We start from the raw sequence: 25,958 nt of genomic DNA on the forward strand, positions 1-25,958 counted from the left end.
TAATTATATGCCGTTTCGTTTTAACTGTGCTAAGTTTTTCTGTTTTATGGGTTCCAATATTTCTTTTCCATATTTGGAGAAAAACCTGTGATTTTCCAAAAACTCAACATTCATGGAGCGCCAGTCAACATCCGAGAATTCTGTATGTGAAAATTTGGCCAATTCATTTCTTAAAAGTTTGATTTTTGATTGATACTGGTCCGTACCTAAGTAAAACAGGTCGGCATCGCAAATTATCTCTTCATAAATACCATGCGGATTTTGTGGCATTCGTGTGGACTGTATACAACCGGTCACTAATTCTATTATTTCTTTGGAGCAGTTTTGAGCCAATAGAAAATTACTGGCCTCTATACTACTGTAACTTTCATGGTCCGCAAAAACCGTTGCCATACCAGTATCGTGAAAAAGTGCCGCTAATAAAACGGAATGCAATTCTTCCAAGTCTCTATTCTCGTACATTCCTATTTTCAAGACACTTTCATAAACTTCCATGGTGTGTTCCATGTTATGAAAAGGCAAAGAATTGCAACGACTTCTAGACAGAAGCCCCATGCAGTAAATTTTAGCTTTTCCAATAATTTTTTTCATTGTACTTAGAATGTTTTAGAAAAATAAAGTCCCACTTATGCCAACCTGATATTTGTAATTCACACACATTTGAGCTGTTTGGTATGACCTTATGAATACCTTGTTTTGCCTTGCTAAGTACACTTTTTAAATTGAAGACACAGGATTTTTCTTTGTTCGGTCAAACTAATCGCTATTAGGTTAAATACCAGTCATATCTAAAATGAATAACGTTGTAATGGGTACAAATCTTATGTGACTTTTTAACGGTCATTAAAAATGATTACCTAATACTTTTTGGAGGAGGTATTTTGCACCCTTGTCTGGTATTATCTTCTGTTCAACCAAAGGACTTGTAGCGCATAAATCATTGGGTAAGATACGTATGAACGTTATTTGTAACAATAGTTTATTCAAATTCTTTTGGAATAAGCATCTATTATTTCTTTCACAATGGGTATTTTTAGGCTTAAAATTTGGGTATGGGTCAGATTATAACATTTGGAGAAGTATTAATGCGTATTTCGCCAAGAGGCAACAAGAAATTCATTCAATCTAACATTGTTGAATTTTATTTTGGAGGCACAGAGCTTAATGTGGGTATTTCAATTTCTAATTTTGGTGGAGATGTAAAGCACATAAGTATGGTTTCGGATGATTCTATTGGAGAAACCGCCATAGCCTATATTCGTAAATTTGGTGTAGACACCTCTTCAATTACGCTATCAAAACGTCCTTTGGGCGTTTATTTTTTAGAAGTGGGGGCTGTGATTAGACCCAGTATGATTTCATATAACAGATCTCATTCTGCTTTTTCAGAGATTGAGCCTACAACGGTGAATTGGGAAAATGCATTGCAGGACGGGGAGTGGGTACATTGGACCGGAATAACTCCTGCCTTATCAAAAGGAGCTTATGAGACCCTAAGGGAAGGACTTAAGTTAGCTAGGCAAAAAGGCTTAGCGGTTTCTGCTGACCCAACATACCGCAGTGGTTTATGGAAATATGAACAAGACCCAAAAGAAGCATTATCGGAACTTCTTAATTACTCTACTATTTTTATTGGCGGTGTAAATGAGATTAATGAAGTGCTAGGCACTGATTTTGGTTACGAAAACGATGATTTTATTGAAGCCAGCAAGCAATTAATGTTGGCCTTCCCAACCATTGAAAAGGTATTTGATAAGATTAGAACTTCATTGAACTCTTCTTGGCATAAAATAAGGGCTAGAATGTGGAACGGCACGGATTTTAGAGAAACCGAAGATTTGGATATTACCCATGTTGTTGATAGAATAGGAACCGGAGATGCTTTTGCGGCAGGCTTAATTTATGGCTTACAAAAGTATGACGATTATAAAGCTATGGAATTTGCAAGTGCCGCCTGCGCACTAAAACATACCTATGAAGGCGATGTGAATCTGGCTACGGTAAAAGAAGTTACTAGTATTTTAGGTGGTAATATTACTGGGCGGTTGGTCAGGTAAATAGGTTACGGTTATTTTACTTTTGGAGCGCTATGATTTGTATTTTTAACCTGAAGATGTTCTAGTACCTTTCCTGTAAGTATTTTGTCTCCAATACTTTCAAAACCTGTTTTTAGGTATAAATTTTTGGCATTAGGATTGTCTTTTTCCACCAATAAACCAAGGTTTCCGTTTTGTTCGGTAACATATTCATGAATTAAAAAGCGCAATATTTTAGAACCGATACCTTTGCCTTGCTGGTCGGGACGTACGGCTAAACTATCAATATAAAATTCTCCGCTGCTGGTCTCATCTTCAGGAGTAAAGTCTCTTTTAAACCACGATTTTATGAGTGCTGTTACGGGAGCTCTCAACTTATGTAAGTCCGCTCCGTCATAGACATTGGCTACGGCTATTACTCCATCTTCATTTTCAAGTATCCAGCAGTTCTCATAAGAGTACTGATTTCCAGGTTCGCTAATTAGTCTTTCTAAGAACTGAGTTGCTTTAGAGATGGACTTTTCACCAATAAACGTAAATACAAAGTCTTTAGTTGCCAACAACATAAGTGCGGCTATGGGTTTCGCATCTTCAGGTTTTGCTAGTCTAATGGACATACTTTTTGCATTTTTAAACTAGGGCTGTTTTCTAATTTTCCCTGTCATTTTTTTTAACTACAGGAAGTATAGGAATAAAAACAAATTCCAGATTCAATAAGGTGTTATATCACCATTTTTTCTTGCGACTTTTTTTATTTTGAATTTTGTCTCCCCGTTTCTGCGGTTTTTTGTATTTCTGTTTTAAGGTCTTTTCGTAGCTTTTTACCTTATTTTTTTGTTTACTGTTCTTTGCCGATTTTTCGTGAAATGAAGGGCCTCTTTCAACCGTTTTTGTATTGACGGATTCTTCTTCTAGATCTATAGGTTTGTCTTGTTCTTCAGGAATGAGCTCAGAACTAATTTCTACCGTTTCAGGAAATTCATTTTGTGGTATCTGGTAATTCATCAAGCTTTCAATTGCAGCTTTTAAATCGTTTTCTTTTTCGCCATAAAAAAGAATAGACCTTCCCTTTTCACCGGCTCTACCGGTTCTTCCTATTCGGTGGATATAGTTTTCCGGGTAGAAAGGTGTTTCAAAACTAATAACTGTACTAATTTTATCTATATCAATACCACGTGCAATAACATCGGTTGCAATTAGAATCCGGCTTGTACCACTTTCAAATTTATCAATAGATTTTGTACGGTGGTTTTGCTCTTTACTGGAGTGAATAACGGAAATTTCATCTTCAAAATCCAGCGTCTCGGATAATCTGTCGGCAATAGATTTACTGGCTACAAAAATCAATACTTTATTAAACTCTTCTTTATCCTGCAAAAGATGATTCAATAAGTTGACCTTAGTATAAAAATTAGGGACGGCATAGGATTCTTGACGAATTGTAACTAAAGGCGTACCACTTATAGAAATTGTTTTTTTGACCGGATTGACCAAAAAATCATCCATCAATTGGTCAACATAACTCGTCATAGTTGCCGAAAATAGAATGTTTTGGCGTTTGGTAGGCAAGTATTCAAAGATGTGCCTTAGCTGCGTTTTATATCCAAAATCTAGCATGACATCTACTTCATCGATCACCAGCTTTTTAATGGCCTTTAATCGTAAGACATTTGCCAAAACAAGGTCATACGTCCTTCTAGGTGTACCTACAATAATATCTTGGCCTTCTGCAACTGCTCTCTTTTGACGATTTATATTATTAGAACCTCCGTAAACACCCAGTGCTCTCACACTAAGGTAGGGAGTTAGTTTTTCAATCTGTTCTACTATTTGAATAACAAGCTCCCTGGTAGGCGCGAGAATTAATACCCTAGGGTGCATCTGGTCAGAATACTTTAGGTCTTGTAAAATAGGCAGGAGATATGCCATTGTTTTTCCCGTACCCGTCTGTGCAATCCCAACAAAATCAGAACCGCCCATAATGGTGGAGTAAGACGCTTCTTGAATAGGAGTAGGATTATCGAACCCTAGATCAACAATAGCATTTTGCAATTGCTTTTTGATTTTAAAATCTTGGAAAGTATTCATTTTGCAAAGTAATCAAGAAAAATCGTATGGTAAGGGTATTTGGGCCAATTATAATTGATTATTTACAATCGCACTGATTTTTTCACTTGAATTCTCCCAGTTCCATGCCAAATGCGTCTTTTCTAGAATAACAAAACAAAGTTTCCCAAGATTCTTTGTAATTGATTCGGAGGTAAGGAATTGAATTATTAGTATTAGTTTTGATCTGTGATAAGTCCGCTTAATTGAAATTTTATTTATGCCGTATCAAGATGTGTTTGTTCTTTTTTGGAATCAGGTAGAAGAGAGTGTCCAAGAAGGTAGCTTTGCCAAGCTGACTATGGCAAAGACCATAGGGAATCCAAATTTGAGAAATATCTTTGTTAGACCGGTGTATTCTGAAGACGACTTTAAAGTCCTTCTAAAATTACGCTATAGATCAAAGGAGACCGAGGACGAGGAAGATGAACTTACATTAGAAGAGGCTTTTATTGTCTTGAAATCTCATTTAAAGACCCATTTTTCATCAGTTCTGTTATTTACTACCAAAAAGGACCTTATTTTTAAAGTTAACAAAAAGGGAGCAGGTAGTATTACTGAAAATCCCCCTTCATTTAGTGCCGTTACCCAGGCTAGAAGAGATGAAGAATAGGTTAGTGCCAGTGCAATTTTTCTTTACGGTCTGTGGATGAAGTTAAATCCCTGATATTTAGAAACTTTTAAAATCACCCTACATTTTTAGTGCAGGGTGAATAGTTAAGCGTCTACGAAAATTACTTGACCCGTTATAAATCCATCTACAGAACGTTCAAAAGCTTTTCCTACTAAGGCTCCTGGAACAGGTTGGAAACCGGGCATCATTTCTCCATATACTTCCCAAGCTTCTTCCAAAACAGTTGGGTTTATTGAGTTTACCCGTATACCTCGTGGCATTTCAAATGCAACACATTTAACAAAGGTGTCAATAGCTCCACTTGTAGTTGCATCAGCAATAGCGAAGGGAATAGGTTTGACATTTAGAATTCCCGTAATTAATGTAAACGAACCATTATCTGTAATATATTCCTGACCTATACGAACTATATTGATTTGTCCCATCATTTTGCTTAAAATGGTATTCATCCATTGTTCTTCGGTCATTTCGGTGAAATTTGCATATTCACAAACACCGACCGTGTTTACAACAGCATCAAAATGCCCAACCTCTTTAAATAATTTCCGTAAAGATTCTATGCTGGTAATATCTACTTGATAATCATAACCGTCAGACGAACGTCCGGCAGTAATAACTTTGTGTTTGCCAAGACCGGATAAAGCGGCTTGCCCCATTTTTCCGTTTGCTCCAATTAAAATGATTGTTTTCATATGATATATTGTTTTGTTTAAAATCATATGCAAATTTATTTAGAGGTTAAGGCTTAAGAGCAGGACATTTGTCTAATAAGAAATATTTGCTCTAATTCTACTAAGGTGTCGTTGGGTAACGCCTAGGTATGATGCAATATAGTGGAGTGGAATCTCTTTGATATACTCAGGTTGTTTGGTGATTAAGTCCAAATACCGTTGGGGAGCTTTATCTTTTTGATGGTTGAATATCCATTTTTCTAACTCTATATACTCTTTTTCAGCTATAATTTTTAAAAATTTCAACCAGTTCGTATTGGATTCCGCTAAGGTTTCCAAAGTTAATTTAGGTATTGAGATTATTTCAGCATCCGTTAGAGCTTGAATATTCTCTTCAGATTTTTTTTGTGAAATAAACGAAGAGTAAGCCATTAGCAGATGATTTGGAAAAGTAAAACAATATGTAATTTCATCATCATTATTCGAAAAATAAAAGGAACGAAAAATTCCACTTTTAACGAAGGCTAGAGATTCACAAATTTCATTTTGATTAATATAGAAGTCTCCTTTTTTTAATTCAACATTTTGAGATAATTTCAAGAAATCATTAATTTCTAATTCTGTAAATAGATTAAATGATTTTAGGTATTCTTTCATTGCTTTGCTTGATGAGGAGTGTTATACTCAAATGTGAGTTAAGGCCCATAGTTTATACTATATTCTGACTTAACCTTATCTACTGCTAAGTCTTTTCGCTTTAATATTTTTTGAATAAAGTCATTTTTATCGGTACCCTATCTTAATTTAGGATTTAAATTTAAGTCCGTTTACTTCTCTTTACGAATACTAATCTATAGATTTTTTCAGCATTAAAAAGTTCTTGAGACACTATGGGCACATATTTTAAAGAAGTGTCTGTCGCAATAGACAATCAAATTATAGAAATATAAAAAATCAACCGTTATGTTTGAACGGAAATAACGATTTTGTATATTCATCGCTTATTGGAAAAGTGGAATTCCAAAGACAGGAACAGATAAATAGAAATCAAGGCTAATGATAGATACCGCTACGGCTTTGGAACTAGTCACGATACATGGTTCTACCAGTACAATAGTACAGGAAATGGAACTTGAAAATGCATTGGACTATGTTTTGGCCAAAGATGTAACTTCTGAAATAGATATGCCTCCTTTTAGGCAATCTGCTATGGACGGTTATGCACTGCATCTTAATGATGGTGTTACCTATTCTTTGGAGGAAGAGATAAAGGCCGGAGCTGATACAAACCCAAGGTTGCAGAAAGGGCAGGCGGCACGGATTTTTACAGGCGCTCCTGTTCCCAATACGGCCAATGCAGTGGTAATGCAGGAGAAGGTACGAGTTAATGGTAATGAAATTACTTTAGACGGACCTGTATATCTAGGAGCTAATATCCGACCTCAAGGGGAGCAAATTAGAGCAGGTGCCTTAGCAATAACAAAAGGAACTACACTAAAGGGAACCCATATTGGGTTTTTGGCCAGTCTTGGGGTTACCAAGGTTTCGGTCCGTGCAAAGCCGTCCATAGCCATAGTGGTTACTGGTAACGAACTGGTGGATTCCGGTAAAAAGTTGGCTTACGGCCAAATATACCAATCCAATGGCTATATGTTAACGGCTGTACTGAAGGAATTGGGGTATGCAAATACATCGGTAGTTACTATTAAAGATAATTTTCAGCATACTAAAACGGTATTGAAATCTAGTTTAGCAAGTCATGATATAGTTTTCGTAACCGGAGGTATATCTGTTGGTGATTATGATTTTGTTGGAAAAGCATTTGCTGAAATTGGTGTAAAAGAGATTTTCTATAAAGTGAAGCAAAAGCCGGGAAAACCCTTGTATTATGGAAAAAAAGGTGATACGTCAATATTCGGATTACCGGGAAACCCAGCTGCGGCACTGAGTTGTTTTTATGTATATGTATATCCTCTTTTGAAAAAATGGGAAGGAGCGGAGCAGTTGAACCTTCCTCGTATCTCTTTACCCTTGTTAGCGGATTATACGGTAAAAGGCACACAGGCACAATTTTTAAAGGCAAGGATAGAAGGAACTGGTGCTATTATTTTAGGCGGACAAAGCTCAGCTATGGTAAAAGCTTTTGGAGATGCCAATGCATTAGTATATTTACCTCAAAATTCCGCTGAAAAAAAAAAGGACAAATGGTGGAAGCCATACTATTGCCCTTTAAATAAGAAGTCTTCTATGAGCGATTATAAAATTAAAAGTAGGATTTGGATAGAAGTAGGGGATAACGTTTTAGTGGGAGAAGGAAGAGTACGGCTATTAAAAGAAATTGAAGCCCAGGGTTCCTTATCCAAGGCTGCCAAAAATATAGGAATGTCTTATAAGAAAGCCTGGACATTGGTAGATGCCGTAAACAAATCTGCAAAAGAAGCAGTAGTAAATACATCGGTTGGTGGGCAAAAAGGAGGTGGAACGGTTATTACTCCGTATGGGAAGAGTCTAATAGAAGCCTTTGAACAGATCAATAAAAAGTGTTGGGATTTTTTAGACCAAGAATTTGAAACCCTAAACGGAATTTAAGAAACGAAATAAGATAATAAACAAGAGCAAAAAAAGCATTAGAAAATGAGTACTACTTATAAAAACGTATTTAAACAAGGAGCAATTTCTTCGGAATTTATAGGGGAGTCAATTGCCAAACACCAATCTAAAACTACAATTGGCGCTCATAATATTTTCTTAGGTCAAGTGCGGGCAGATGTTATAGAGGATAAAAAAGTGACCGCCATTGAATATACCGCATATGAAGATATGGCAAATAAAAAATTCCATGATATTAGGGAGGCTACTTTTGATAAATTTAACCTTACCTGTATGCATATCTATCATAGTTTGGGAGAGGTGAAATCAGGAGAAATATGTCTTTTTGTTTTCGTGTCATCGCCCAGGAGGAAAGAAGTATTTAAAGCATTGGAATATGTTGTAGAGGCCATAAAAGCAGAGGTGCCTGTTTTTGGAAAGGAAATTTTTGAAGACCAATCAACACAATGGAAAGTAAATAGTTGATTTTGAATAAATTCCATGATACGCAGAATCTAATGTTTGGGTAGGTAAAGTTTAAATACAGCCCCTTTGTTCAATTCTCCACTAGCTATAATAGTTCCATTGTGATTAAGCGCAATTTTTTTAACAATAGCAAGCCCTATACCGGTGCCATTGTATTCAAATTTGCCGTGTAGCCTTTTGAATATTTCAAAAATCTGCTCTCCGTGTTCAGGTGCGAATCCTATACCTTTATCTACAAAACTAATTTCATAATAGGTGTTTTTTATATCTAATGGAAGATGAGATAGCTCGCTACCTTCAACTGTTGTTGTAATTACCTTTATAGTTGGCAGTTTGTCCGCTTTGGCAAATTTTATGGAATTTTCAATTAAGTTCTGAAAGACCTGCCTAATTTGAAAAGGTATGACTTTAGTCTCACAGAGGTTGTCATAGACAATACTTGTGCCCGTAGCTTCTATTTTTTCCGATAAATTTTCAATAACCTGTTCGAGTAATTCACGCAGGTCTCGTTGTTCAAGCTCTTTTTCCCCCTTTGTGGTTCTGGAGAAAGCCAAAAGGTCTTCAATCAGGGTGCGCATTCTTTCTGCGGCAGATACTACACGATCAAAGTATTGACGACCCTTATCACTAAAATTTTGATTTTCTTGATCTAAGATTCTGCTGGTCATCATTTGAATTTTTCGCAGAGGTTCTTGAAGGTCATGACTAGAAACATAAGCAAATGACTCAAGCTCATCATTACTCTTTTCTAATTCGCGAACGGACTCTTTTAATTTTACATTCGCTTTTTTTAGTAACTCGGTTCTTTCATGAACTTGCTGTTCCAGTTCTTTAGAGAAATTCTCAAGTTTTTGTCTGGCCAATACTTTGTTGGTACTATCGGTAACCGTCATCATAATTCCTGACACGGAACCGTCTAGCTCTCTTAGAGGTACATAATTATAGTCCACATAAAACGCTTTGCTACCGTCATTACCATCAATTATAGCCATGGATTCTATTTCGGATATTGACTCACCGGTTTCCATTACTGAGTACAGGAACTCGGGATACTTCTGATTTTCCAACTCGGGAAAAACATCAAGTAATTTCTTACCGAGTACTTCGGTTTCTGTTTTTCGCCAAAAATGGCTCAACAACTCGTTATTTGCCATTTCAATTCGTAATTCAGGTCCTCTTAGGATACCCATAGCAATTGGTGATTGCAATACCAAGTTGCGAAACTCTTCTTCGTTTTCTAATAGGTGATGACGAGCAACTACAGACTCGGTAACTTCTGAGGCAACACAAAGAATTTCTGCAACCTCGCCTTTATCGTTTAACGAAGGACTAAAGATAAAATTAAAATATGCAGTTTCTGTTTTACCATTTCTTTTTAATAAGAAAGGATATTCCATACCTCTTTCTGAAGTTTTGGTCTGCACCACGTTCTCAAAAATAGGACGCAGGCCTGCTTCAATTTCCGTTAAAACATCAAAAATGGAGTACCCTTCGGTTTCCGATCTTTTAGTGTTCCATATCTCTAAGGCCATATCGTTTATTAGATGTACCTTATAATCGCCCACACCAATAATTGCAATACCCACAGGAGCATTTTTTACGAGGTTCCGAAACTTTTTTTCACTCTTTTGGATTTTGAGTTCCGCATTCCTGTCGTCCGTTATGTCCTGTAGAATACCATTGAACCGGTAAGCTACACGATCATCGTTAAACCAACTTCTTCCTACCGCACGAACTACGCGGTCACGACCTGTTGTTTTATTGCGGATGGTATAGGTAATATCATATTTTCCACCCGTTTTATAATGTAGAGCTTTTTCAATTGCGGTAACCACCCTATCTCTATCTTCTGGAATGATGACCTCTATAGCCTCTTGAAGATCAATTACTTGTTTTGGTGGCAAACCGAACCATTTTTTAAGTCTATCGTTACTTGTGAATTGATGTGTAGCCGTATAATAGTCCCACGTGCAAAGGTCGGCTGCGTCAATAGCGAATTTTAGTTCACTTTCGCTATTTTTTAGCTTTTCAAGGTTTGATACACTCTCATTCGTTTCAGAACAGGTAACGAATACACCGTTTATTTTTCCAGATTCATCTTTTACTGGACTATAACTAAATGTCCAATATACATCTTCTATCTGCCCATTTCTATAAATAGGAATTAATTGGTTTTCGCTCCAGGTTGCTCCTTTGCCTGATAGAACATGATCAATTAATGGTCCAACTGTGTCCCAGAGTTCATACCACGCTTCTTTACCTTTCATACCCAAAATATTTGGGTGTTTACCGTCATTACCCAAGCTTGCACGAAAAGCATCATTATAAAAACTAATTAGGTCTGGTCCCCAGAAAAGAAACATTGGAAATCTTGAATCCAGAACTATGCTTAGCGTTGTTCTTAGACTCTGAGGCCAAGTTATAGGGCTGCCAAGTAAAGTGGTTTCCCAATTTTTTTCACGCATTATTTTTCCCATTTCTCCTCCGCCCTCTAAAAACGGAAAGCGGTTTCCATCAAATTTGTTATGCATAGGCTTCTAATATTGCAGAATAAAATCTGAGGGTGGAATAGGTTCTTTTGATTGCGTCTTAATATTTGCAATACAATCTTCAATAGCTCTTTTCAACAATGAAAATGAATTAGGTTTTTTAAGGTATAGGTTGGCTCCATTTAATCGCAACACTTCAAGTTTTATACTATCAATAAATGTAGAATAAATAATGATCGGAATTTTAGAAAATTTCGGCTCATCTCTAATGTCGTTCAAACACTCTTCACCATTCATTAAAGGCATGTTTAAATCCAGAAAAATATAATCTGGTAAGGGCTGAATTGGATCGAGAAGATTTTTCATTAAATCCACACCGTTCTCAAATGATCTAAATTCAACTTGTATGTCTAGCTCTAATAATGCTTCTTCAAAGAGCATTCTATCATCTGCATCGTCATCGGTCAAGAAAATATTGAAAACCTTATCTTTCATGGTGGGTGGGGTTGGTAATAAATGTGAAGCTCATATGACGGTTATTTATTAAATAAGGTCTACCTGTAATAGACACAAGATCAAATGTATTCTTGAGATGTTAATGGCATGGTGTCGAAAAGATGTTTTTTTAACCTAATCGCATTTTACAGGTCTAATTTCAATAATAAATTATTTTTTCTGTATAGAGTAATTAGGTTATGTTAAAACCGATAAATATAGAAAAAGCGCTTTGGTTAAAGCGCTTTTAATTAATGAGTTAATGTGTCGGAACAATTAGGCTATTGCCTCTTCGTTCAAACGACCTTCGGCCAACTTGTCAAGTTTATTATCGGCATTGTATTCTTCGTCTAAAGTTTCCTGAAGTTTTTTTGCAATATCTCCTTTGCCCAATTCTTTAGCATAACGTACAGCAGTACCGTAGCCAGAGATTTCGTAATGTTCTACACGTTGGGCTTCTGCAATAAGACCTGCATCCATAACGTCATCTGTTTCGGCCTCGCCCATAAAACTCTTAGCTTCTTCAATAAGGCCTTTCATAGCTTTACACGTTTCGCCAGTAGGTTTAATATCCAGCTCATCGCATATTTCCTCTAGACGTTTCTTCTGGTTTTTTGTTTCTTCCAGATGGTTTTTAAACACCTCTTTTAACTTACTATCATTTGCCTTTTCTGCCATTTTAGGCAGCGCATCTATAAGTTGGGTTTCCGCACTATACAAATCTTTTAATTGATGTTCAAAAAGTTCATTTAAATTTTTCATGATGTTCTATTTTGGGTTAATAATTGTCATGAAATTAGGTGAGATTGATACGCGTTATTGATCCTATAAATTGAAAAGTTAGTTCTAAAAGAAAATTTCAGAAAATATTTTTTTGAGAGGAATTGTTACCGGTTATTTAACTAATAGTTTCTTTTTCTTACGGTATTCTGTTACTTTTTGAAGTATATCCAACTATCTTTGAAAAACTCTTCGTTTACACTTCATATATCTTAGAGGCTTTTAATTTCAGCATATTATGACCAACAGGCCACTTATTTATATTGATGACGATGAAGATGATAGAATGCTGTTTGAAGAAGCCATTGATGAGCTTTTCCCCAAAATGCCTCTAGAATCATACGACAACGCCGTTAAATTTTTAGAACGTCTTTCCAAAGATGTTTCAAACTTGCCTAAACTTATTTTTTTAGATCTTAATATGCCACTTCTTACAGGATTTGAATGTCTTAAAAGAATAAGGAAAAATATGCTGTTTTCAGACATACCGGTGATTATATATTCAACTTCTAACAACGTTAGCGACAAGGAGAAATGTATAGGAGCAGGTGCCAATATGTTCGTTACAAAGTCCAAGTCGTTTGACGAAATGAAACAAATGTTGACTGAAATTGTCGACAAATTTATGTATTAATGGTTCTAGTTTAGTTCGTAACAGATAACGGTCTTTTTTGTACACGAAGGTGTATTTAGGATACGCACAAGAAAATTATGAATATTTAAAAATGCTTTATATTTATCTTAGAAATACGATGCTGAAGACTCTTCGTTCTCTATAAGTCGGTAATTAAGCAAAGGATTGATAGTAAAGCAAACTACAATATGAAGATTAAGGTTAACTCTTTACCCCTAAAAGAAGTAATTACCGATTTGGCAGATGCCTTTGGAACCGGATACACTGAAAATTGCGATCAATACATTGTAGAAATACCGGAACATATAGGAAGTGGAATTATACGAGGTATCAATTTTGAAAGTGGATTGGGTATCATACAATATGATTGTAATTTTATTGAAGATACTGAAATACAGTTTGTAGTTAATGAAGTTCATCCGCTGAAGTTTATTTATTGTTTAAAGGGAACCTTAAAACATAGGTTTGGAAATGAAGCGGAATTTCATATCGTAGACCAATACAAGAATGCCATTGTAGCCAGTAAAAACAGAAATGGGCATGTGCTATTGTTTGAGGCAAACACCAATACGGTAATAAGTAGCCTAGAAATTGTAAGAGCCCGTTTTCTCACCAAGATTCAATGTGAACTTAACTCTACTGATAATCGTATTAAAACCTTGTTTAATGATGTCAATGCCGAAGAGGAATTTTTCTATGACGGTTTTTACAGTCTTCAACTTGCCGATAATATAAAGGAGATTCACGAATTTGAAGAGACCGATTTTCTGACAAAGATTTTCCTAGAGGGTAAAGCCTATCAGATTCTGACCAAACAGATTCTAGCTTTTAAAGATGATTTAAAGGAAGCTGGGCAGAGAAACGTTTTGAGACAGTCAGAAATAAGGTTGATCGAAGAAGCGGCGGCAATTATGAGAGAAGAACTCTCAACTTCAGATAATATTGAGACCATAGCCCGTCGTGTAGGGCTGAACGTAAATAAATTACAACAAGGTTTTCAACGCCTTTATCATACCACGGCCAACCAATATGTTCATAATATTCGCTTAGAGACCGCGGTGGTTCATTTAAAGAATCCTGACTTTGCAATTTCTGATATTGCCGGGGAATTGGGCCTGGCTAGTGGTAGTTATTTTTCTAAAATTTTTAAGGAGAAGTATGGTGTAACTCCATTACAATTTAGAAAATCCTATATGTTAGGTAACGACTCTAAAAGCATAGAGTAACTTAATTTTTTACAGTTTTTTCAATCTTTATTTCTAAAACTCAAAAGCTATATAGGTTTTGTTTTTGAGCTAAGATTTCATTGAAATAAGATATTTCATTCCCTGTTTATTTCTCAACTTTATGAAGTTGATGGACTATTCTATTTACAACAGTTTGTATGGTCCGGTACCTATTAGGTATGTAACTATTAAAAAATGAGATATGAGTACAGGAGTAAACAAAGAGCAATTAAAAGCAAGTGAAAGTGCGCCAATGCCTACCAAACAAGTAGATGACGGTACTGTAAATAATCAAACCACCAATGTACCTAAAAATCGTTTTCCTTGGGCGACCATTATTATGGTAGTTGCTTTTGTGGTATTTCTGGCCATAGTGTTCTTGGTTCTGAATACAGGTTCGCAATAGTCGTGTACAGCATCTTTTTAAAGATAATTTTTCTATCGATGCGACCCATTACTTTTCTGCCGGTAGTATAATTTCATACAGAACTATAAAAAGAAAAATTAATGAAGAAAGCAAGTATACATAAACGGTTATTGGCATTGGTATGTTTTGTATTGGTTATGTCCTGCGGTGAAAGTCCTGAAGATTCCGCAACAAAGAGAACTCCAATGGATGGTGTAAAAGAAACACAAGTGGAGGCTATGGATAGAGCAGAAGAATGGGCCAGAGATGAAGAGGTAGACACGACAGCAATTGATAGCACAAGAAATCCAAATGAAACAGAAATTGATAGTACAGAGATAAATTAACAGAAATGGCAGAAATTAAAATACGTAAAAAACGTCCCATCTGGCCTTGGTTGGTTTTAATACTAGTTATAGCCGTGGTGCTGTATTTTATATATGCAGGTAATATGGGGTAAGAACAGGTAGAAAGGCAACTGCTATTTTATGAACCGGGCTATGTGTCCAATAAACTATGTGTAATGGGAACTAAAGAAAAACATTTATACTATCTCAACGAGCTTTCAGAATATAAAATTGAAGATGGTTACCCGGATATTCGTGGCTGGGTCGTTAAGGATGCAAACTTAAGAAACGTAGGGAGTGTCAAAAATCTACTCGTAAACAAAAAGGTAGAGAAGGTGGTGTACTTGGATATTGAGGTAGATGCCACAATTATTGATGCCGAACACGACCCTTATTATGATAATACGGACACGAGATTAAAAGAATTCGTTAATGAAAAAGGAGAGAACCATGTTATAATTCCAATAGGTCTGGTAGATATTAATATGGCGGAAGACTACATTTTTTCAAAGACCATTGACCATAACACCTTCGCCAGTACCAAACGTATTCGGGAAAATAGCGCTATAGACCGCTCTTATGAAAACGCTATTTTAGACTCGTATAACAGGAGGTTTGTACATCAGCCAAAAACAGAAAATGTAGAGCGTGAGATGGAAAATGCAGAACTCTATAAGCAAGAAAGAAGAGAAAACTTTACGGAGCCCATTACTGATAACGATGCAACCATTGTGTCTTCAGAGAAAAATGAAGTCGACTGGTTTAATGCGCAGAACGAAACAATAGATGGCGAGGGAAATTTAGAAGAAGATGAGTTTTTCTATGGAAGAAAGGAGTTTGACGATTCCAGATTTCGAAAAAAATAAATAGTGCAATATTATGGATGAAGAAAATATAAACCGAGAGAGTAATGTTGACTGGAAAGATCCTCAATCCAGAAAACATAACTATGAAAGCCTACGCGATAAGTGGAACGACATTCAAGAGGAATATTTAAAAGAACACCCCAATGTAGAGTTGGGGGATTTGTATTTTGAAACTGGCGGTTTTGAAAGGGTATTGGAAAAAATAAGTGAAGTAACACATAAGACCGTTCCAGAAATTCGCTCCGAAATTGAGAATTGGTAAACTATAATTCTTTTCTTTTTAAAAATTCGGCGTATCCCATAGACTGGTTCAGGGTTAGCTTTGAATCACCAAGAATAGCACTTAATAAGGCGTTGTCAAGAAAAACTTTTTCTTTGCCAAACCACTCAAAACCGAAAGTATAGCTGATTTTATTTTTAACGGTTACCTTGCTATATTCAATTTGGCAGCCAGATTCTTCGCCCTCAGTGGTCTGTCTAATTTCCAACTTTCCATTAACATCAACAACATTTACGGTTAGCCTATTTTTTGTTACATCTACCCATTCATTATTTTCAAGGCCCGATAATATGCCATATTCGGCCTGGGCGTCTTGTAAAGAAAAACTCCATTTCATCCATTTTTCAGAATAACCAAATGCAGTATAAAGGTTGGTGCGGCCAACAGGGCACGATTCCCGTTGTTTAATTTCTATTCTATTGTCCCTAAGTTTAATGTTAAAGCTCTTGCTCTCTGTATTCAAGTAAAGATCACGTCTCTCCTCGCTACAATCAAAATTTAAATTCTGTTGCTTAAACCATTCTCTAATATGTTGATTGTCATTGTCAAAAAACCATCTTATTTCTTTTGTTCTATACATAATCCAGTGATTTTACATAAACGAAAGGCTCCACCTGGGAACCTTTCGAGCTAAATTTATTCAAATTGTTATTGGTTAACCCTTGTTTTGCTGATCACGAATCGTATCCTCTTCAATGTTGAATTCATTGGTTTCTTGATTAACGTTTCCTGTTGGGTTAGTAGGGTTAACTTGTTCTTTTTTTCTTTTAAATTTTCGTTTATCACTTGTATTAGCCATATCCTTATTTTTTATAATTCAGATATTTAAAATACTTCATAAAACTAATTGGCATTGATTCGTTAAAACAATATGTTGACCCAATTCACCACTTTGGTTTTGTTGCCGTGAGCCATATACGTGATATCATTAACGTTGATTTTTTTAGGGGTAAGCTTGGCTAAAGCATTTCTTTATTTTCAAGTAAAATATTCACCTAAAACCCAATATCATGAAATTAAAAGATAAAAAAGTAGCGATTTTGGCTACCGATGGCTTTGAGCAATCAGAACTTTTTGCTCCCCTAGAGGCGCTAAAAATTGAAGGAGCAACTGTAGAAATTATCTCAATAAAAGAAGGCGAAATCAAAGGCTGGGATAAGACCGATTGGGGCAAGAGCATAAAAGTCGATAGAAATGTTGATTCTGCTCCCGTACACGATTATGATGCTCTGGTTCTGCCAGGAGGAGTCATGAATCCTGATACGTTAAGAACTCATACCGTAGCTCTCAATTTTATAAAAGCATTTTTTGAGAGAAGTAAACCTGTAGCGGCTATTTGTCATGCACCATGGCTTCTTATAAATGCAGGCGTAATTGATGGAAGAAAAGTTACCTCCTACAAAAGTATAAAAGAAGATGTTATTAATGCTGGAGGAAAATGGGTAGATGAGCCTGTAGTTGTAGATAATGGATTGGTAACCAGTAGAAACCCTGATGATTTACCTGCTTTTTGCAACAAACTTATTGAGGAAGTTAAAGAAGGTAAACACGAGAAACAAAATGCTTAATACGCATTAAGGAGCGTATTATTATTTACGCTCAATTAATAAAGAACCTTAAAAATATAGAAGATGATATCTAATTATGAAAGTTGTATAAAAGCCTGTCAGCAGTGTTTGATAGATTGCCAGAATTGCCTTGTGCAAATGGCAGGAATGGAAAGTACCAATGATTGTCCAAAGTGCTGTTTAGAGTGTGTAGATGCTTGTTTAATATGCATTAAGTCTATGGTAGCCGATAGCCGGTTTACGAAAGATTATGCAAGAATATGTGCCGAAATCTGTGAGTGGTGTGCTGAACAATGTCAGCAACACGAACATGGACACTGTAAAGTATGTGCAGCCTCATGTTTGGTATGCGCGGAAGAGTGTCGTAAACTTGCTGCTTAACATAATAAAACCGCCACTTTGTAGTGGCGGTTTTTTAAAATAGGTGAATTTTATAGTTTTATGGATGTTGAATCACTGAGATGAAATATCTAAAGTAGAAAAATCAATTGTAATCTTCAATTATAATTCTATCATCTGCGGCACCTAATTTCTTCAGGTCCTCAACCACCTTATCCGTCATTTCAGGAGGTCCACAAACATAGAAATACTGTGAGTAATCAGAAATTGTAGATCTCATAAAATTTTCATCAATATGACCGTGAGCGTATTTGGCTATGTTTTCTTCGGATAGCACATTCACGTATTTTCGTCCCAATAAGTTTTCGAATTCATCGCGAAGAAAAATGTCTTTCTCCTCTTTGTTGGCAAATATCAAGGCATTTTTTTCAAGGTCGTTTTGCATTTCCAGAGACCGTAAAATAGAAATAAACGGTGTTACACCGGCACCTCCCGCTAAAAACGTTCCCTTTCCTTGGTATTGAATAGCTCCAAAAACATCCCTTAAAATAAGTTTATCGCCTTCTTTTAGCCTAGAGAGTTGTTCGGTCATTCCGTTATGGTCTGGGTACACTTTTATTGTGAATTCTAGGAAATCGTCTTGGGGTAGACTTGTAAAGGTAAACGGACTTGTCTCTTCTTTCCACTGTTCCGTATTTATAGACATTTCTGTTGCTTGACCAGGCTTAAAATCATAACCTTCAGGTCTTTCCGTCTCTATTTCTAAGACGTTATAATTAATGAATTTTATTGATTTGATTTTAACTATATGTTTTTCCATTTTTGCTCTATTTTGTAAATTGATTTATTCTTGGAATTGGAAATAGGGGAGTAGTGTTGACTTTGAATAACTGGATGAAAAGGTATTGAATGAAAAACGGATAGACGATCGGTATACCTATATTTTTTGACTCAAGAATTTTAGCTCCTTTGGAAGTATTGACTCGAAATAGTAAATCACAATGATTCTACAAGTCTATATTAAGCGAGCTGAGCAAAAACAAACTATGAGCTGCCTGATTTGTATAATTTTCCAATCGATATTCCAAACCGTTAGTAAAGGTCAATTTTTTGTTCAGTAATAATCCTAGGGATATGGTGTAACGCTGATCGTATTCTGGCATTTGGGTTTTAGCTACGGTCAGTAAGTTTTCAATGGAAGAAGTGAAGAATATTTCCCCAACATCTAGCCTTGTTCCCTGAAGAGGAAAATCTATAGTTAATCGATATCGAAATCTGTGATTTACGGGAGTACCTGAAAATTGTTGCTCTGCCCTAAAACGATGCCCTAACCTATAATTAATGTGGGTGGTGGTAAGGTTGTACTGTTCCGTTAACCGAAACTCATCGCGCTCGTCAGAGAAAACCGATTCGAAGCGGTACATGAGCCCAAGAGCAATACTTTGATTGTCTAGCAACTTATAGTTTGAGAAATGCGAAACATCAATTTGTTCCACATCAAAAACGGTGTTTTCCTCATACCAAAGTGTTCTTTTTTCTATGGAAAATTTATGTGAATATAAGGGGGCTACCTTATAAGAGATACCTATTTCTGGCTCCCAATACCCCATGAAAGTTTCTTGGCCCTGTAATTTAAATGAAGAGGCCAAAAGTGAAAAAACGAATAATAACGATTTAATAGAGTATGTGGTCATATCCAATAGATGTGAATTTTCGTTTATTGATTAAGGTACCTTCCGGAGAGAATAACAGCTCAAAATTTTCAAAATCACCTTGATTCCTGCCTGCAATAACTATCTCATAATTCTCGCCAATATTCTTATCCTTGTTAAAAGCATGTTGGAACAATGTTTCTGGAGCGTTAGTTATTTCCAGTGTATATTGGCGTTGTATTTTTATGATTCTGTAGGTGTTAAATTCTTCGTCCAAATAGTTATTGACCTTTTGTAAAATGGGCTCGGGTATATCTTTTTCTTCTATGTAGGTTTCTATGTCTTCAAGCTGTCCTATAGAATCAAATTCCACGCTGTGGTATACTTTCTTAAGTTTAAATTTTACCTCATAGCCTATTTGAGTGTTATCGTATTCTTTAAAGTATCGTATTCTTTTTGCAGAGCTCAGTTTGTTTTCTAGTTGCGATAATGCTGCTTCTGGGAAATTTTCTTTTGAGATTCTATATTCTTTTTCGTTTTTAGTTTGTGCCACAACAGAGATGTAGGGAAGAACAACGATTAGGAAAAATAAATAAATGGACGGATTACGACGGTATGAATACATTTTTTTGACTTTCTAGGCTCTTGTTATATTTTTTTGTCTAGTAGACCGAATACTATGTTTACAGCAACGACCGCTGCTGTAAATAGCATTAAGTTGGTAACCATGTATAGTGCGGCAATACAACCGGCAGCAGCACTGCACCAGACCGTAGCGGCTGTTGTTAGGCCTTGAATGGTGTCTTCTCTTTTCAAAATTACACCTGCACCCAAAAAACCTATACCAGTAACAACCTGGCTTAAGACACGGGTTACATCTGTGAATTCGCTTCCTAAAAATTGTAAGGATAAAATCACGTAAGCACAAGATCCTGCCGAAACCAGCATGTTGGTCTTTAACCCTGCATCTTTCCCCTTATACTCCCTTTCTACGCCTATAAAGAAACCAGCTAGAATGGCAAGTAAAATTTTGAATAGAAACTCGGAGTGAAAGGTCCAGTCAGGTTCGATTCCTATTTCTGAAAAGTCTTTTTGAACCCTCACTAACAAGTGGTTGACCCTTGCTAACAAAATCATCAGATATTATATTAGTTTGTTTAAAATTGGTGTTATGAATTACAAGTGGCCTATACTATTTGTACAATTGGATTATTGTGGCCTGCTGAAACAATAATCTTGGTCTTCAGAAGAGCTAGGGAAGAAAAGACAAGGCCGCAAACTGCTGTTATGGGCCTTGTCAATTTTACATTGCTATTAAAAATATATTATTGGTTTTCTGATTCCCAATTTTGATACGTTTCAAACTGGTCTTCAGAAAGAATGCTTTTCATTTGCCTTGTACGTTCACTCTCTATACTACCTAACATCTCACCATTAGGCGCATTACGTTTTTTATTTTCAAAGTTTTCCATGGCAGCTTCATAAGCGGTGATTTGGTCTTCGGTCATACCTATTTCTTCGTAAATACTACTGCTCATCATAGCACTATTGTAACTACTATTACCAGTGCTAGTTGCTTGAACATTGTTCATAGCCCCTGTTGAGCCATTGGTCTTGGCAGCAACGCCACCGGAGACATTATCTATTTCCGTTGAAGAATTTTCTATGGATGAAACTGTTGGTCTGCTCGTTTGTTGTGCGGTCATTTCATCATCCGTCTTATTCATAGTTGCTTTTTTTGTTCCGGTGCAGGCAGTTAACGCAAATGCTAAAACTGCTGCTGTTAATATGTGTTTTTTCATAATTTTTACTTTTAGTTTAATTCTTATTCTTATGTATGAATGTATAGTAAAATTTATGCGCCAAAAGATGCTATCAAAAAGAAAATTAACTCGGAACATAAATGATGTGGATTTATTTTTATGGTCACATAAATTACCTATTGAGTTAAATAGGTAAGCGGTGCATCTGTACCTTTACACCACTATAAGTGTTAGATAAAAAGAAGACGATATGATAACGGAAAACAAGCATAGAGATAATAAGAGAAATCACGGAGGCTTACAGAATGATGTGCAGCAAAACCGAGGTATGGATGCAGATTATCCAGAGAACAGTTCGGAAGAAAAGCCTAATGATTTTGTAAAACCTGTTGATAACGGTGGCGTAAAATCTAGTGAACTAGAACCTCACTTAGAAGAAGAGTGGCACGCTGTGCGCGATGAGTATCTTTCTCATTATCCAGGTTTGGAAGATGTGAACACCAATTATGAAGATGGAAGTTTTAGTGCTTTGATCGACCGCTTGGCCGAAAAACATCAACGTACCCCACAAGAAATTCAGCACGAAATTTTAAACTGGAATTCAATAAAAAATTAGAAATTAAAATCAAATAAGAGAGATATTATAATTGAAATCCGAATTGCTCATGATTCGGATTTTTGTTGTGATTTAAACATCAAATTTTTCTTTTCGACTATTAGAATTTATTCGACCATTTTAAGCCATCCGTGTCGTTCAAACCGCTACATGACAGACAAACACAAATACATGCGTTCACTAGCTTTAACATTATCATTTCTTTTCTATTGTACAACTCTGCTTTCACAAGTATCAGAGCCGCAAGATTCTAATTCCGATAAGGAAGTATCCCATTCGTTCTATATAACCTCAAATGTTGGAAATGTCTCTTTTGAAGAAGCAAAAGTAATATTGGACGAAATCAATTCGGCTTCTAAAAATGATACGGATGCTACATTGCTGTTATTGGGCAATGTTATAAACAAGGAAGGATTTCCTTCAAAAGAAGAAAAACAAGATAAGGCAAAGAAATACTTAAAGCCTTTAATGCAATTATGGGATGAATTTAACGGCAATGTAATTTTAACACCAGGAAAGAACGAATGGCTAACGGGAGCTCCACAAAGTATAGATGATTTAGAATCGTTTTTACAGGATAATAGTAAGGCTAAATTCTGGCCTAATGATGGTTGTCCTGTTGAGCGGGAAACTATTAATGACGATGTAGTTTTGGAGATGGTAGATTCTCAGTGGTTTTTAGAAGATTGGGACGAGCATCCGTACATCAATGAAAAGTGTGAGCATAAAACAAGAGACCAGTTTTTGGCGGAGTTTAAAGATGATTTAAAGGATAGTCAAGGTAAAACGGTTATTGTTGCGGTCTACCAGCCGGTTATGAGCAATAGTAAGATTTCTGTAATAGATAAGATGGGCGGGTTTCAACCGGAATCATATCAAAATAAACAGAATAGACTTTTCCGCGGTAGAATGGAGACTATTGCCAGTCAGTTTGAGGATGTGATATTCGTATCGGGAAAAGACCGTAACCTACAATATTTAGAAGATGATGGTATTCCGCAGATTATTAGTGGAGCCGTGGGTAAAACAGAAAAAGCAAGAGCGCCCAAAGATGAACATTTTGAATCTGGAAACAATGGATATGCAAAATTAAAGGTGTTTAAAGATGGTAGCTCAGAAGTAGATTTTATAGAAATAAAGAGTGGTAATTCAAGAGTTACTTACACCCAGATAATTAAAAGAGACCGACTTTCTATAGACGATATTTCGTATCCCCAAAAAACATACGGGCCCACAGAAAAAGCCTCAATATACACCAAGGAAGAAACAGATAAAAGCGGATTTTATAAATGGGTTTGGGGAGACCATTATAGAAACCTTTATAGCAAAGAAATAGAGGCTCCGGTATTAGAATTAGATGAGTTGCCGGGTAATGTACGGCCAATTTCTGAGGGTGGTGGTACACAATCTAGATCACTAAGGTTAATAGATGATAATGAACATGAATATACTTTAAGGGCATTGCGTAAAAGTGCTTTACGCTTTCTGCAGACCAATGCTATAGATAATCACTATGTGGAAGATTACCTTAGAAACACCGTGGCCGAGCGTTATATGATGGATTTTTATACCACTGCACATCCTTACGCACAATTTGCTATGAATGAACTGTCCGAAACCTTGGAGGTGCTCCATGCAAATCCAAATATATATTATGTACCCAAGCAAGAAGCTTTAGGTATTTATAATGAAGATTATGGGAACGCCCTTTTTATGTTGGAGGAACATGTGGGAGATGAAAACAAAAGCTTTGAAACATTTGGAAAACCAGATGACATTTTAAGTACAACGGATTTACGTTTAGAGTTGATGGAGTCTAAGGATTCCTACGTAGATGAACCAAGCTTTATCCGTGCACGATTGTTTGATATGCTAGTTGGTAATTGGGACCGTCATCAAGACCAATGGCGATGGGCGCAGTTTAAAACCGAAGATGGTAAAAAAAGGTATGAAGCCATACCGAGGGACTGGGACCAGGCTTTTCCCAAATACGACGGACCTATTATTGCCATGCTAAAATATTCTTTCCCCTTGCTTCGTAAAATGGAAAGTTTTGATGCGGATATAAAAAATGTTAAATGGTTTAATCTCTCTGGCTATCCGTTGGATAAGGCTTTTATAAAAACAGCAAATTGGGATGATTGGAAAAAGCAAGTAGATTTTATTCAGGAAAACTTATCAGATGAAGAAATAGACATTGCTTTTAATTCTCTACCAGAAGCGGCGCAGGACAGTAGTATCAATGAAATTAAAAAGAATCTTCGGTCAAGACGTGATGGTTTACAGGCTATCGCCCAATCGTATTATGATTACTTAAATAATTTTGAAGTCGTAATTGGAACGGAAAAGGATGATGATTTCTTGATAACTAGAGAACCAAATGGGGCAACCAACATTTCCATTTCAAAAGATAGTATAGTTTTTAATAATAGCTATAATTCTAAACAAACCAAGGAAATTTGGGTGTATGGGCTAGACGGGAACGATACCTTTACTGTTACGGGAGAGGGAAATAAGCTTATAGACCTTAAAATAATAGGAGGCAAGAAAAACGACACCTATGATTTTAAATCCACTAAAAAGGTAAAGTTATATGATTATAAAAGCAAGAATAATACCATAGTAAACCCAAAGTCCAAAAAATGGCTCACAGATTCCTATGATGTCAATACTTATGACTATCAAAAAAGGAAGTATCATGAAAATATCATATTTCCAAGTTTAGGATATGATGGGGATACAGGTTTTAGGATTGGGCTAAAAGACCGTTTTACTACATACGGTTTAGCTAACAATCCGTTTAAATCACAGCACACCATAGGAGCGGAGTATTTTTTTGCTACTAACGGTTTCGCAATAGATTATAATGCCGAATTTGGGCACGTTTTTCACAATTGGAACCTTGGTTTTGATGTTCGATACGCTAGCCCCAATTTTACCATGAACTATTTTGGAGCAGGCAATGATTCTCAATATGACAATGACTTAGACTTTGATTACAACCGCGTACGTATTAGACAATGGAAATTCTCTCCTTATCTGGTACATAAAAGTGCGGGAAGTAAATACTACTTAAGAGCTGCATTGGAATCTTTTGATGTATCTAATGACGATGACCGTTTTGTAGGACAATCATTTACTGCCGATGATGACGTTTATGAACAACAATTATACACTACAGCAGAAGTAGGTTACAATTACCACAATCAAAATGACCCCGCATTTCCTAATCGGGCTATGGATGCAGAGGTGGTAGCGGGTTATAAATCGAACATAAATGGCTACGATAATAACTTTGGGTATGTAAAACCGTCGTTGTCATTAACCTACCCATTGCATCCAAGCGGTATTGCCGTAATTGCAACTAAAATAGCGGGAGAAGCGATTATAGGAGATAACTATGAGTTTTATAATGGTGCCGTTTTGGGCGGAAACCAAAGTTTGCGAGGGTACAGAAATGAAAGGTTTAATGGGAAATCCGCCTTTTATCAAAGTACAGATTTAAGAGTAGGAATTACTAGATTTAAAACTAATTTCATACCTATTCAAATGGGAGTAAGTGCCGGTTTTGATTATGGCCGCGTTTGGACGGATAATGATAATTCTTCCCAATGGCACAATGACTACGGAGGCTCTATATGGATATCCGGTTTTAGTGCATTAACAGGAAATCTAGGTTTCTATCACGGAGGAGATGGAAATAGATTCATATTCAGTGTGGGGTTTAATTTTTAGAATTGAAAAGTTGCTAATTAATTTTTTCGATTTTCTAAAGATTAAAGCTGCTTCCTACAGGTCTGTTGGTTTTTGTTCATTCGTACGTCCAGTTTAACCTTAGAGGGTAAAAATTATGGATACTGTCCTTTTTGTTTTTCGTATTCAAAAACTAAGTAAAAATCCCATTATCGTTAGTAGACTCCAATCCTTTAGTAAACAATTAGAATAACTGTAATTCAACAGGTTTGACAATAAAAA

29 protein-coding genes are annotated in these 25,958 nt (G+C 36.1%); 14 read left to right on the forward strand and 15 right to left on the reverse strand.

The genetic code is table 11. The features are described from left to right. Positions 1–3: 3 nt before the first annotated feature. On the reverse strand, positions 4–591 hold the full coding sequence (locus P0077_RS16795) for an HD domain-containing protein (protein WP_276166363.1): 588 nt from the start codon (positions 589–591) through the stop codon (positions 4–6). A 461-nt stretch (positions 592–1,052) separates the two neighbouring features. Between P0077_RS16795 and P0077_RS16800 the strand changes: the two genes are divergently transcribed. Then, complete coding sequence (locus P0077_RS16800; RefSeq protein WP_276166364.1) at positions 1,053–2,057, forward strand: sugar kinase; 1,005 nt, start codon at positions 1,053–1,055, stop codon at positions 2,055–2,057. An 11-nt stretch (positions 2,058–2,068) separates the two neighbouring features. Here the strand turns inward: P0077_RS16800 and P0077_RS16805 are convergent, their stop codons facing one another. Both P0077_RS16805 and P0077_RS16810 read right to left on the reverse strand, forming a co-directional pair. After that, on the reverse strand, positions 2,069–2,653 hold the full coding sequence (locus P0077_RS16805; RefSeq protein WP_276166365.1) for a GNAT family N-acetyltransferase: 585 nt from the start codon (positions 2,651–2,653) through the stop codon (positions 2,069–2,071). A 109-nt stretch (positions 2,654–2,762) separates the two neighbouring features. Further along, positions 2,763–4,124, reverse strand: coding sequence for a DEAD/DEAH box helicase (locus tag P0077_RS16810; protein WP_276166366.1), 1,362 nt, complete (start codon positions 4,122–4,124; stop codon positions 2,763–2,765). Between the two features lie 238 nt (positions 4,125–4,362). Here P0077_RS16810 and P0077_RS16815 point away from each other — a divergent pair, with 238 nt between their 5' ends. Next, entirely contained in the window at positions 4,363–4,755 is a 393-nt protein-coding gene (locus P0077_RS16815; RefSeq protein ID WP_276166367.1) for a hypothetical protein, read from the forward strand. 104 nt (positions 4,756–4,859) lie between these two features. Here P0077_RS16815 and P0077_RS16820 read toward each other — a convergent pair whose 3' ends face one another. Both P0077_RS16820 and P0077_RS16825 read right to left on the reverse strand, forming a co-directional pair. Continuing rightward, positions 4,860–5,468, reverse strand: coding sequence for a short chain dehydrogenase (locus tag P0077_RS16820; protein ID WP_276166368.1), 609 nt, complete (start codon positions 5,466–5,468; stop codon positions 4,860–4,862). 72 nt (positions 5,469–5,540) lie between these two features. Continuing rightward, complete coding sequence (locus P0077_RS16825) at positions 5,541–6,104, reverse strand: Crp/Fnr family transcriptional regulator (protein WP_276166369.1); 564 nt, start codon at positions 6,102–6,104, stop codon at positions 5,541–5,543. A gap of 399 nt (positions 6,105–6,503) precedes the next feature. Between P0077_RS16825 and P0077_RS16830 the strand changes: the two genes are divergently transcribed. Then, entirely contained in the window at positions 6,504–8,036 is a 1,533-nt protein-coding gene (locus tag P0077_RS16830) for a molybdopterin-binding protein (protein WP_276166370.1), read from the forward strand. Between the two features lie 45 nt (positions 8,037–8,081). Then, entirely contained in the window at positions 8,082–8,522 is a 441-nt protein-coding gene (locus tag P0077_RS16835; protein WP_276166371.1) for a molybdenum cofactor biosynthesis protein MoaE, read from the forward strand. A gap of 29 nt (positions 8,523–8,551) precedes the next feature. Here P0077_RS16835 and P0077_RS16840 read toward each other — a convergent pair whose 3' ends face one another. The 3 genes from P0077_RS16840 to P0077_RS16850 all read right to left on the reverse strand — a co-directional run bounded on the left by P0077_RS16840 (position 8,552) and on the right by P0077_RS16850 (position 12,268). Next, complete coding sequence (locus P0077_RS16840) at positions 8,552–11,053, reverse strand: PAS domain-containing protein (RefSeq protein WP_276166372.1); 2,502 nt, start codon at positions 11,051–11,053, stop codon at positions 8,552–8,554. 6 nt (positions 11,054–11,059) lie between these two features. Beyond that, positions 11,060–11,506 carry a response regulator gene (locus tag P0077_RS16845; protein WP_276166373.1) on the reverse strand — a complete coding sequence of 149 codons (447 nt, stop codon included), beginning with the start codon at positions 11,504–11,506 and terminating at the stop codon, positions 11,060–11,062. A 276-nt stretch (positions 11,507–11,782) separates the two neighbouring features. Continuing rightward, entirely contained in the window at positions 11,783–12,268 is a 486-nt protein-coding gene (locus tag P0077_RS16850; RefSeq protein ID WP_276166374.1) for a YciE/YciF ferroxidase family protein, read from the reverse strand. A 256-nt stretch (positions 12,269–12,524) separates the two neighbouring features. On the opposite strand from P0077_RS16850, the gene P0077_RS16855 reads away from it, so the two are divergent. From P0077_RS16855 to P0077_RS16880, 6 genes are all read left to right on the forward strand, one after another. Further along, complete coding sequence (locus P0077_RS16855) at positions 12,525–12,920, forward strand: response regulator (RefSeq protein WP_276166375.1); 396 nt, start codon at positions 12,525–12,527, stop codon at positions 12,918–12,920. A gap of 188 nt (positions 12,921–13,108) precedes the next feature. Then, complete coding sequence (locus tag P0077_RS16860) at positions 13,109–14,146, forward strand: helix-turn-helix domain-containing protein (RefSeq protein ID WP_276166376.1); 1,038 nt, start codon at positions 13,109–13,111, stop codon at positions 14,144–14,146. 202 nt (positions 14,147–14,348) lie between these two features. Next, positions 14,349–14,552: a hypothetical protein gene (locus tag P0077_RS16865; RefSeq protein ID WP_276166377.1), complete on the forward strand. Its 204-nt coding sequence runs from the start codon at positions 14,349–14,351 to the stop codon at positions 14,550–14,552. A 101-nt stretch (positions 14,553–14,653) separates the two neighbouring features. Beyond that, complete coding sequence (locus P0077_RS16870) at positions 14,654–14,899, forward strand: hypothetical protein (protein ID WP_276166378.1); 246 nt, start codon at positions 14,654–14,656, stop codon at positions 14,897–14,899. Between the two features lie 176 nt (positions 14,900–15,075). Beyond that, positions 15,076–15,765 carry a photosystem reaction center subunit H gene (locus P0077_RS16875; protein WP_276166379.1) on the forward strand — a complete coding sequence of 230 codons (690 nt, stop codon included), beginning with the start codon at positions 15,076–15,078 and terminating at the stop codon, positions 15,763–15,765. 13 nt (positions 15,766–15,778) lie between these two features. Continuing rightward, entirely contained in the window at positions 15,779–16,027 is a 249-nt protein-coding gene (locus P0077_RS16880; protein ID WP_276166380.1) for a hypothetical protein, read from the forward strand. Position 16,028: 1 nt separating this feature from the next. Here P0077_RS16880 and P0077_RS16885 read toward each other — a convergent pair whose 3' ends face one another. Continuing rightward, complete coding sequence (locus tag P0077_RS16885) at positions 16,029–16,625, reverse strand: hypothetical protein (RefSeq protein WP_276166381.1); 597 nt, start codon at positions 16,623–16,625, stop codon at positions 16,029–16,031. A gap of 75 nt (positions 16,626–16,700) precedes the next feature. Then, entirely contained in the window at positions 16,701–16,844 is a 144-nt protein-coding gene (locus P0077_RS16890; RefSeq protein WP_276166382.1) for a hypothetical protein, read from the reverse strand. A gap of 211 nt (positions 16,845–17,055) precedes the next feature. Here P0077_RS16890 and P0077_RS16895 point away from each other — a divergent pair, with 211 nt between their 5' ends. Continuing rightward, a complete protein-coding gene (locus P0077_RS16895; protein ID WP_276166383.1) occupies positions 17,056–17,613 on the forward strand; it encodes a type 1 glutamine amidotransferase domain-containing protein in 558 nt (185 codons plus the stop codon). A gap of 63 nt (positions 17,614–17,676) precedes the next feature. Beyond that, entirely contained in the window at positions 17,677–17,994 is a 318-nt protein-coding gene (locus P0077_RS20985) for a four-helix bundle copper-binding protein (RefSeq protein ID WP_489980870.1), read from the forward strand. Between the two features lie 103 nt (positions 17,995–18,097). Here P0077_RS20985 and P0077_RS16900 read toward each other — a convergent pair whose 3' ends face one another. The 5 genes from P0077_RS16900 to P0077_RS16920 all read right to left on the reverse strand — a co-directional run bounded on the left by P0077_RS16900 (position 18,098) and on the right by P0077_RS16920 (position 21,406). Continuing rightward, complete coding sequence (locus P0077_RS16900; protein WP_276166384.1) at positions 18,098–18,772, reverse strand: ferredoxin reductase domain-containing protein; 675 nt, start codon at positions 18,770–18,772, stop codon at positions 18,098–18,100. A 187-nt stretch (positions 18,773–18,959) separates the two neighbouring features. Next, the gene (locus tag P0077_RS16905; RefSeq protein ID WP_276166385.1) at positions 18,960–19,646 is read right to left on the reverse strand and encodes a DUF2490 domain-containing protein; all 687 of its coding nucleotides are present in this window, start codon (positions 19,644–19,646) and stop codon (positions 18,960–18,962) included. Then, a complete protein-coding gene (locus tag P0077_RS16910) occupies positions 19,627–20,229 on the reverse strand; it encodes a hypothetical protein (protein ID WP_276166386.1) in 603 nt (200 codons plus the stop codon). Before P0077_RS16910 ends, P0077_RS16905 begins: the two co-directional genes overlap by 20 nt. 23 nt (positions 20,230–20,252) lie before the next feature. After that, positions 20,253–20,741: an MgtC/SapB family protein gene (locus P0077_RS16915; protein ID WP_276166387.1), complete on the reverse strand. Its 489-nt coding sequence runs from the start codon at positions 20,739–20,741 to the stop codon at positions 20,253–20,255. 188 nt (positions 20,742–20,929) lie between these two features. Continuing rightward, positions 20,930–21,406: a hypothetical protein gene (locus P0077_RS16920; RefSeq protein ID WP_276166388.1), complete on the reverse strand. Its 477-nt coding sequence runs from the start codon at positions 21,404–21,406 to the stop codon at positions 20,930–20,932. Between the two features lie 211 nt (positions 21,407–21,617). On the opposite strand from P0077_RS16920, the gene P0077_RS16925 reads away from it, so the two are divergent. Further along, complete coding sequence (locus P0077_RS16925) at positions 21,618–21,983, forward strand: hypothetical protein (protein ID WP_276166389.1); 366 nt, start codon at positions 21,618–21,620, stop codon at positions 21,981–21,983. Between the two features lie 150 nt (positions 21,984–22,133). Beyond that, the gene (locus tag P0077_RS16930; RefSeq protein WP_276166390.1) at positions 22,134–25,718 is read left to right on the forward strand and encodes a BamA/TamA family outer membrane protein; all 3,585 of its coding nucleotides are present in this window, start codon (positions 22,134–22,136) and stop codon (positions 25,716–25,718) included. Positions 25,719–25,958: the final 240 nt, after the last annotated feature.

Origin of the sequence: Zobellia alginiliquefaciens (genome assembly GCF_029323795.1) — a bacterium.
In the GTDB taxonomy this organism is placed as follows: Bacteria; Bacteroidota; Bacteroidia; order Flavobacteriales; family Flavobacteriaceae; genus Zobellia; species Zobellia alginiliquefaciens.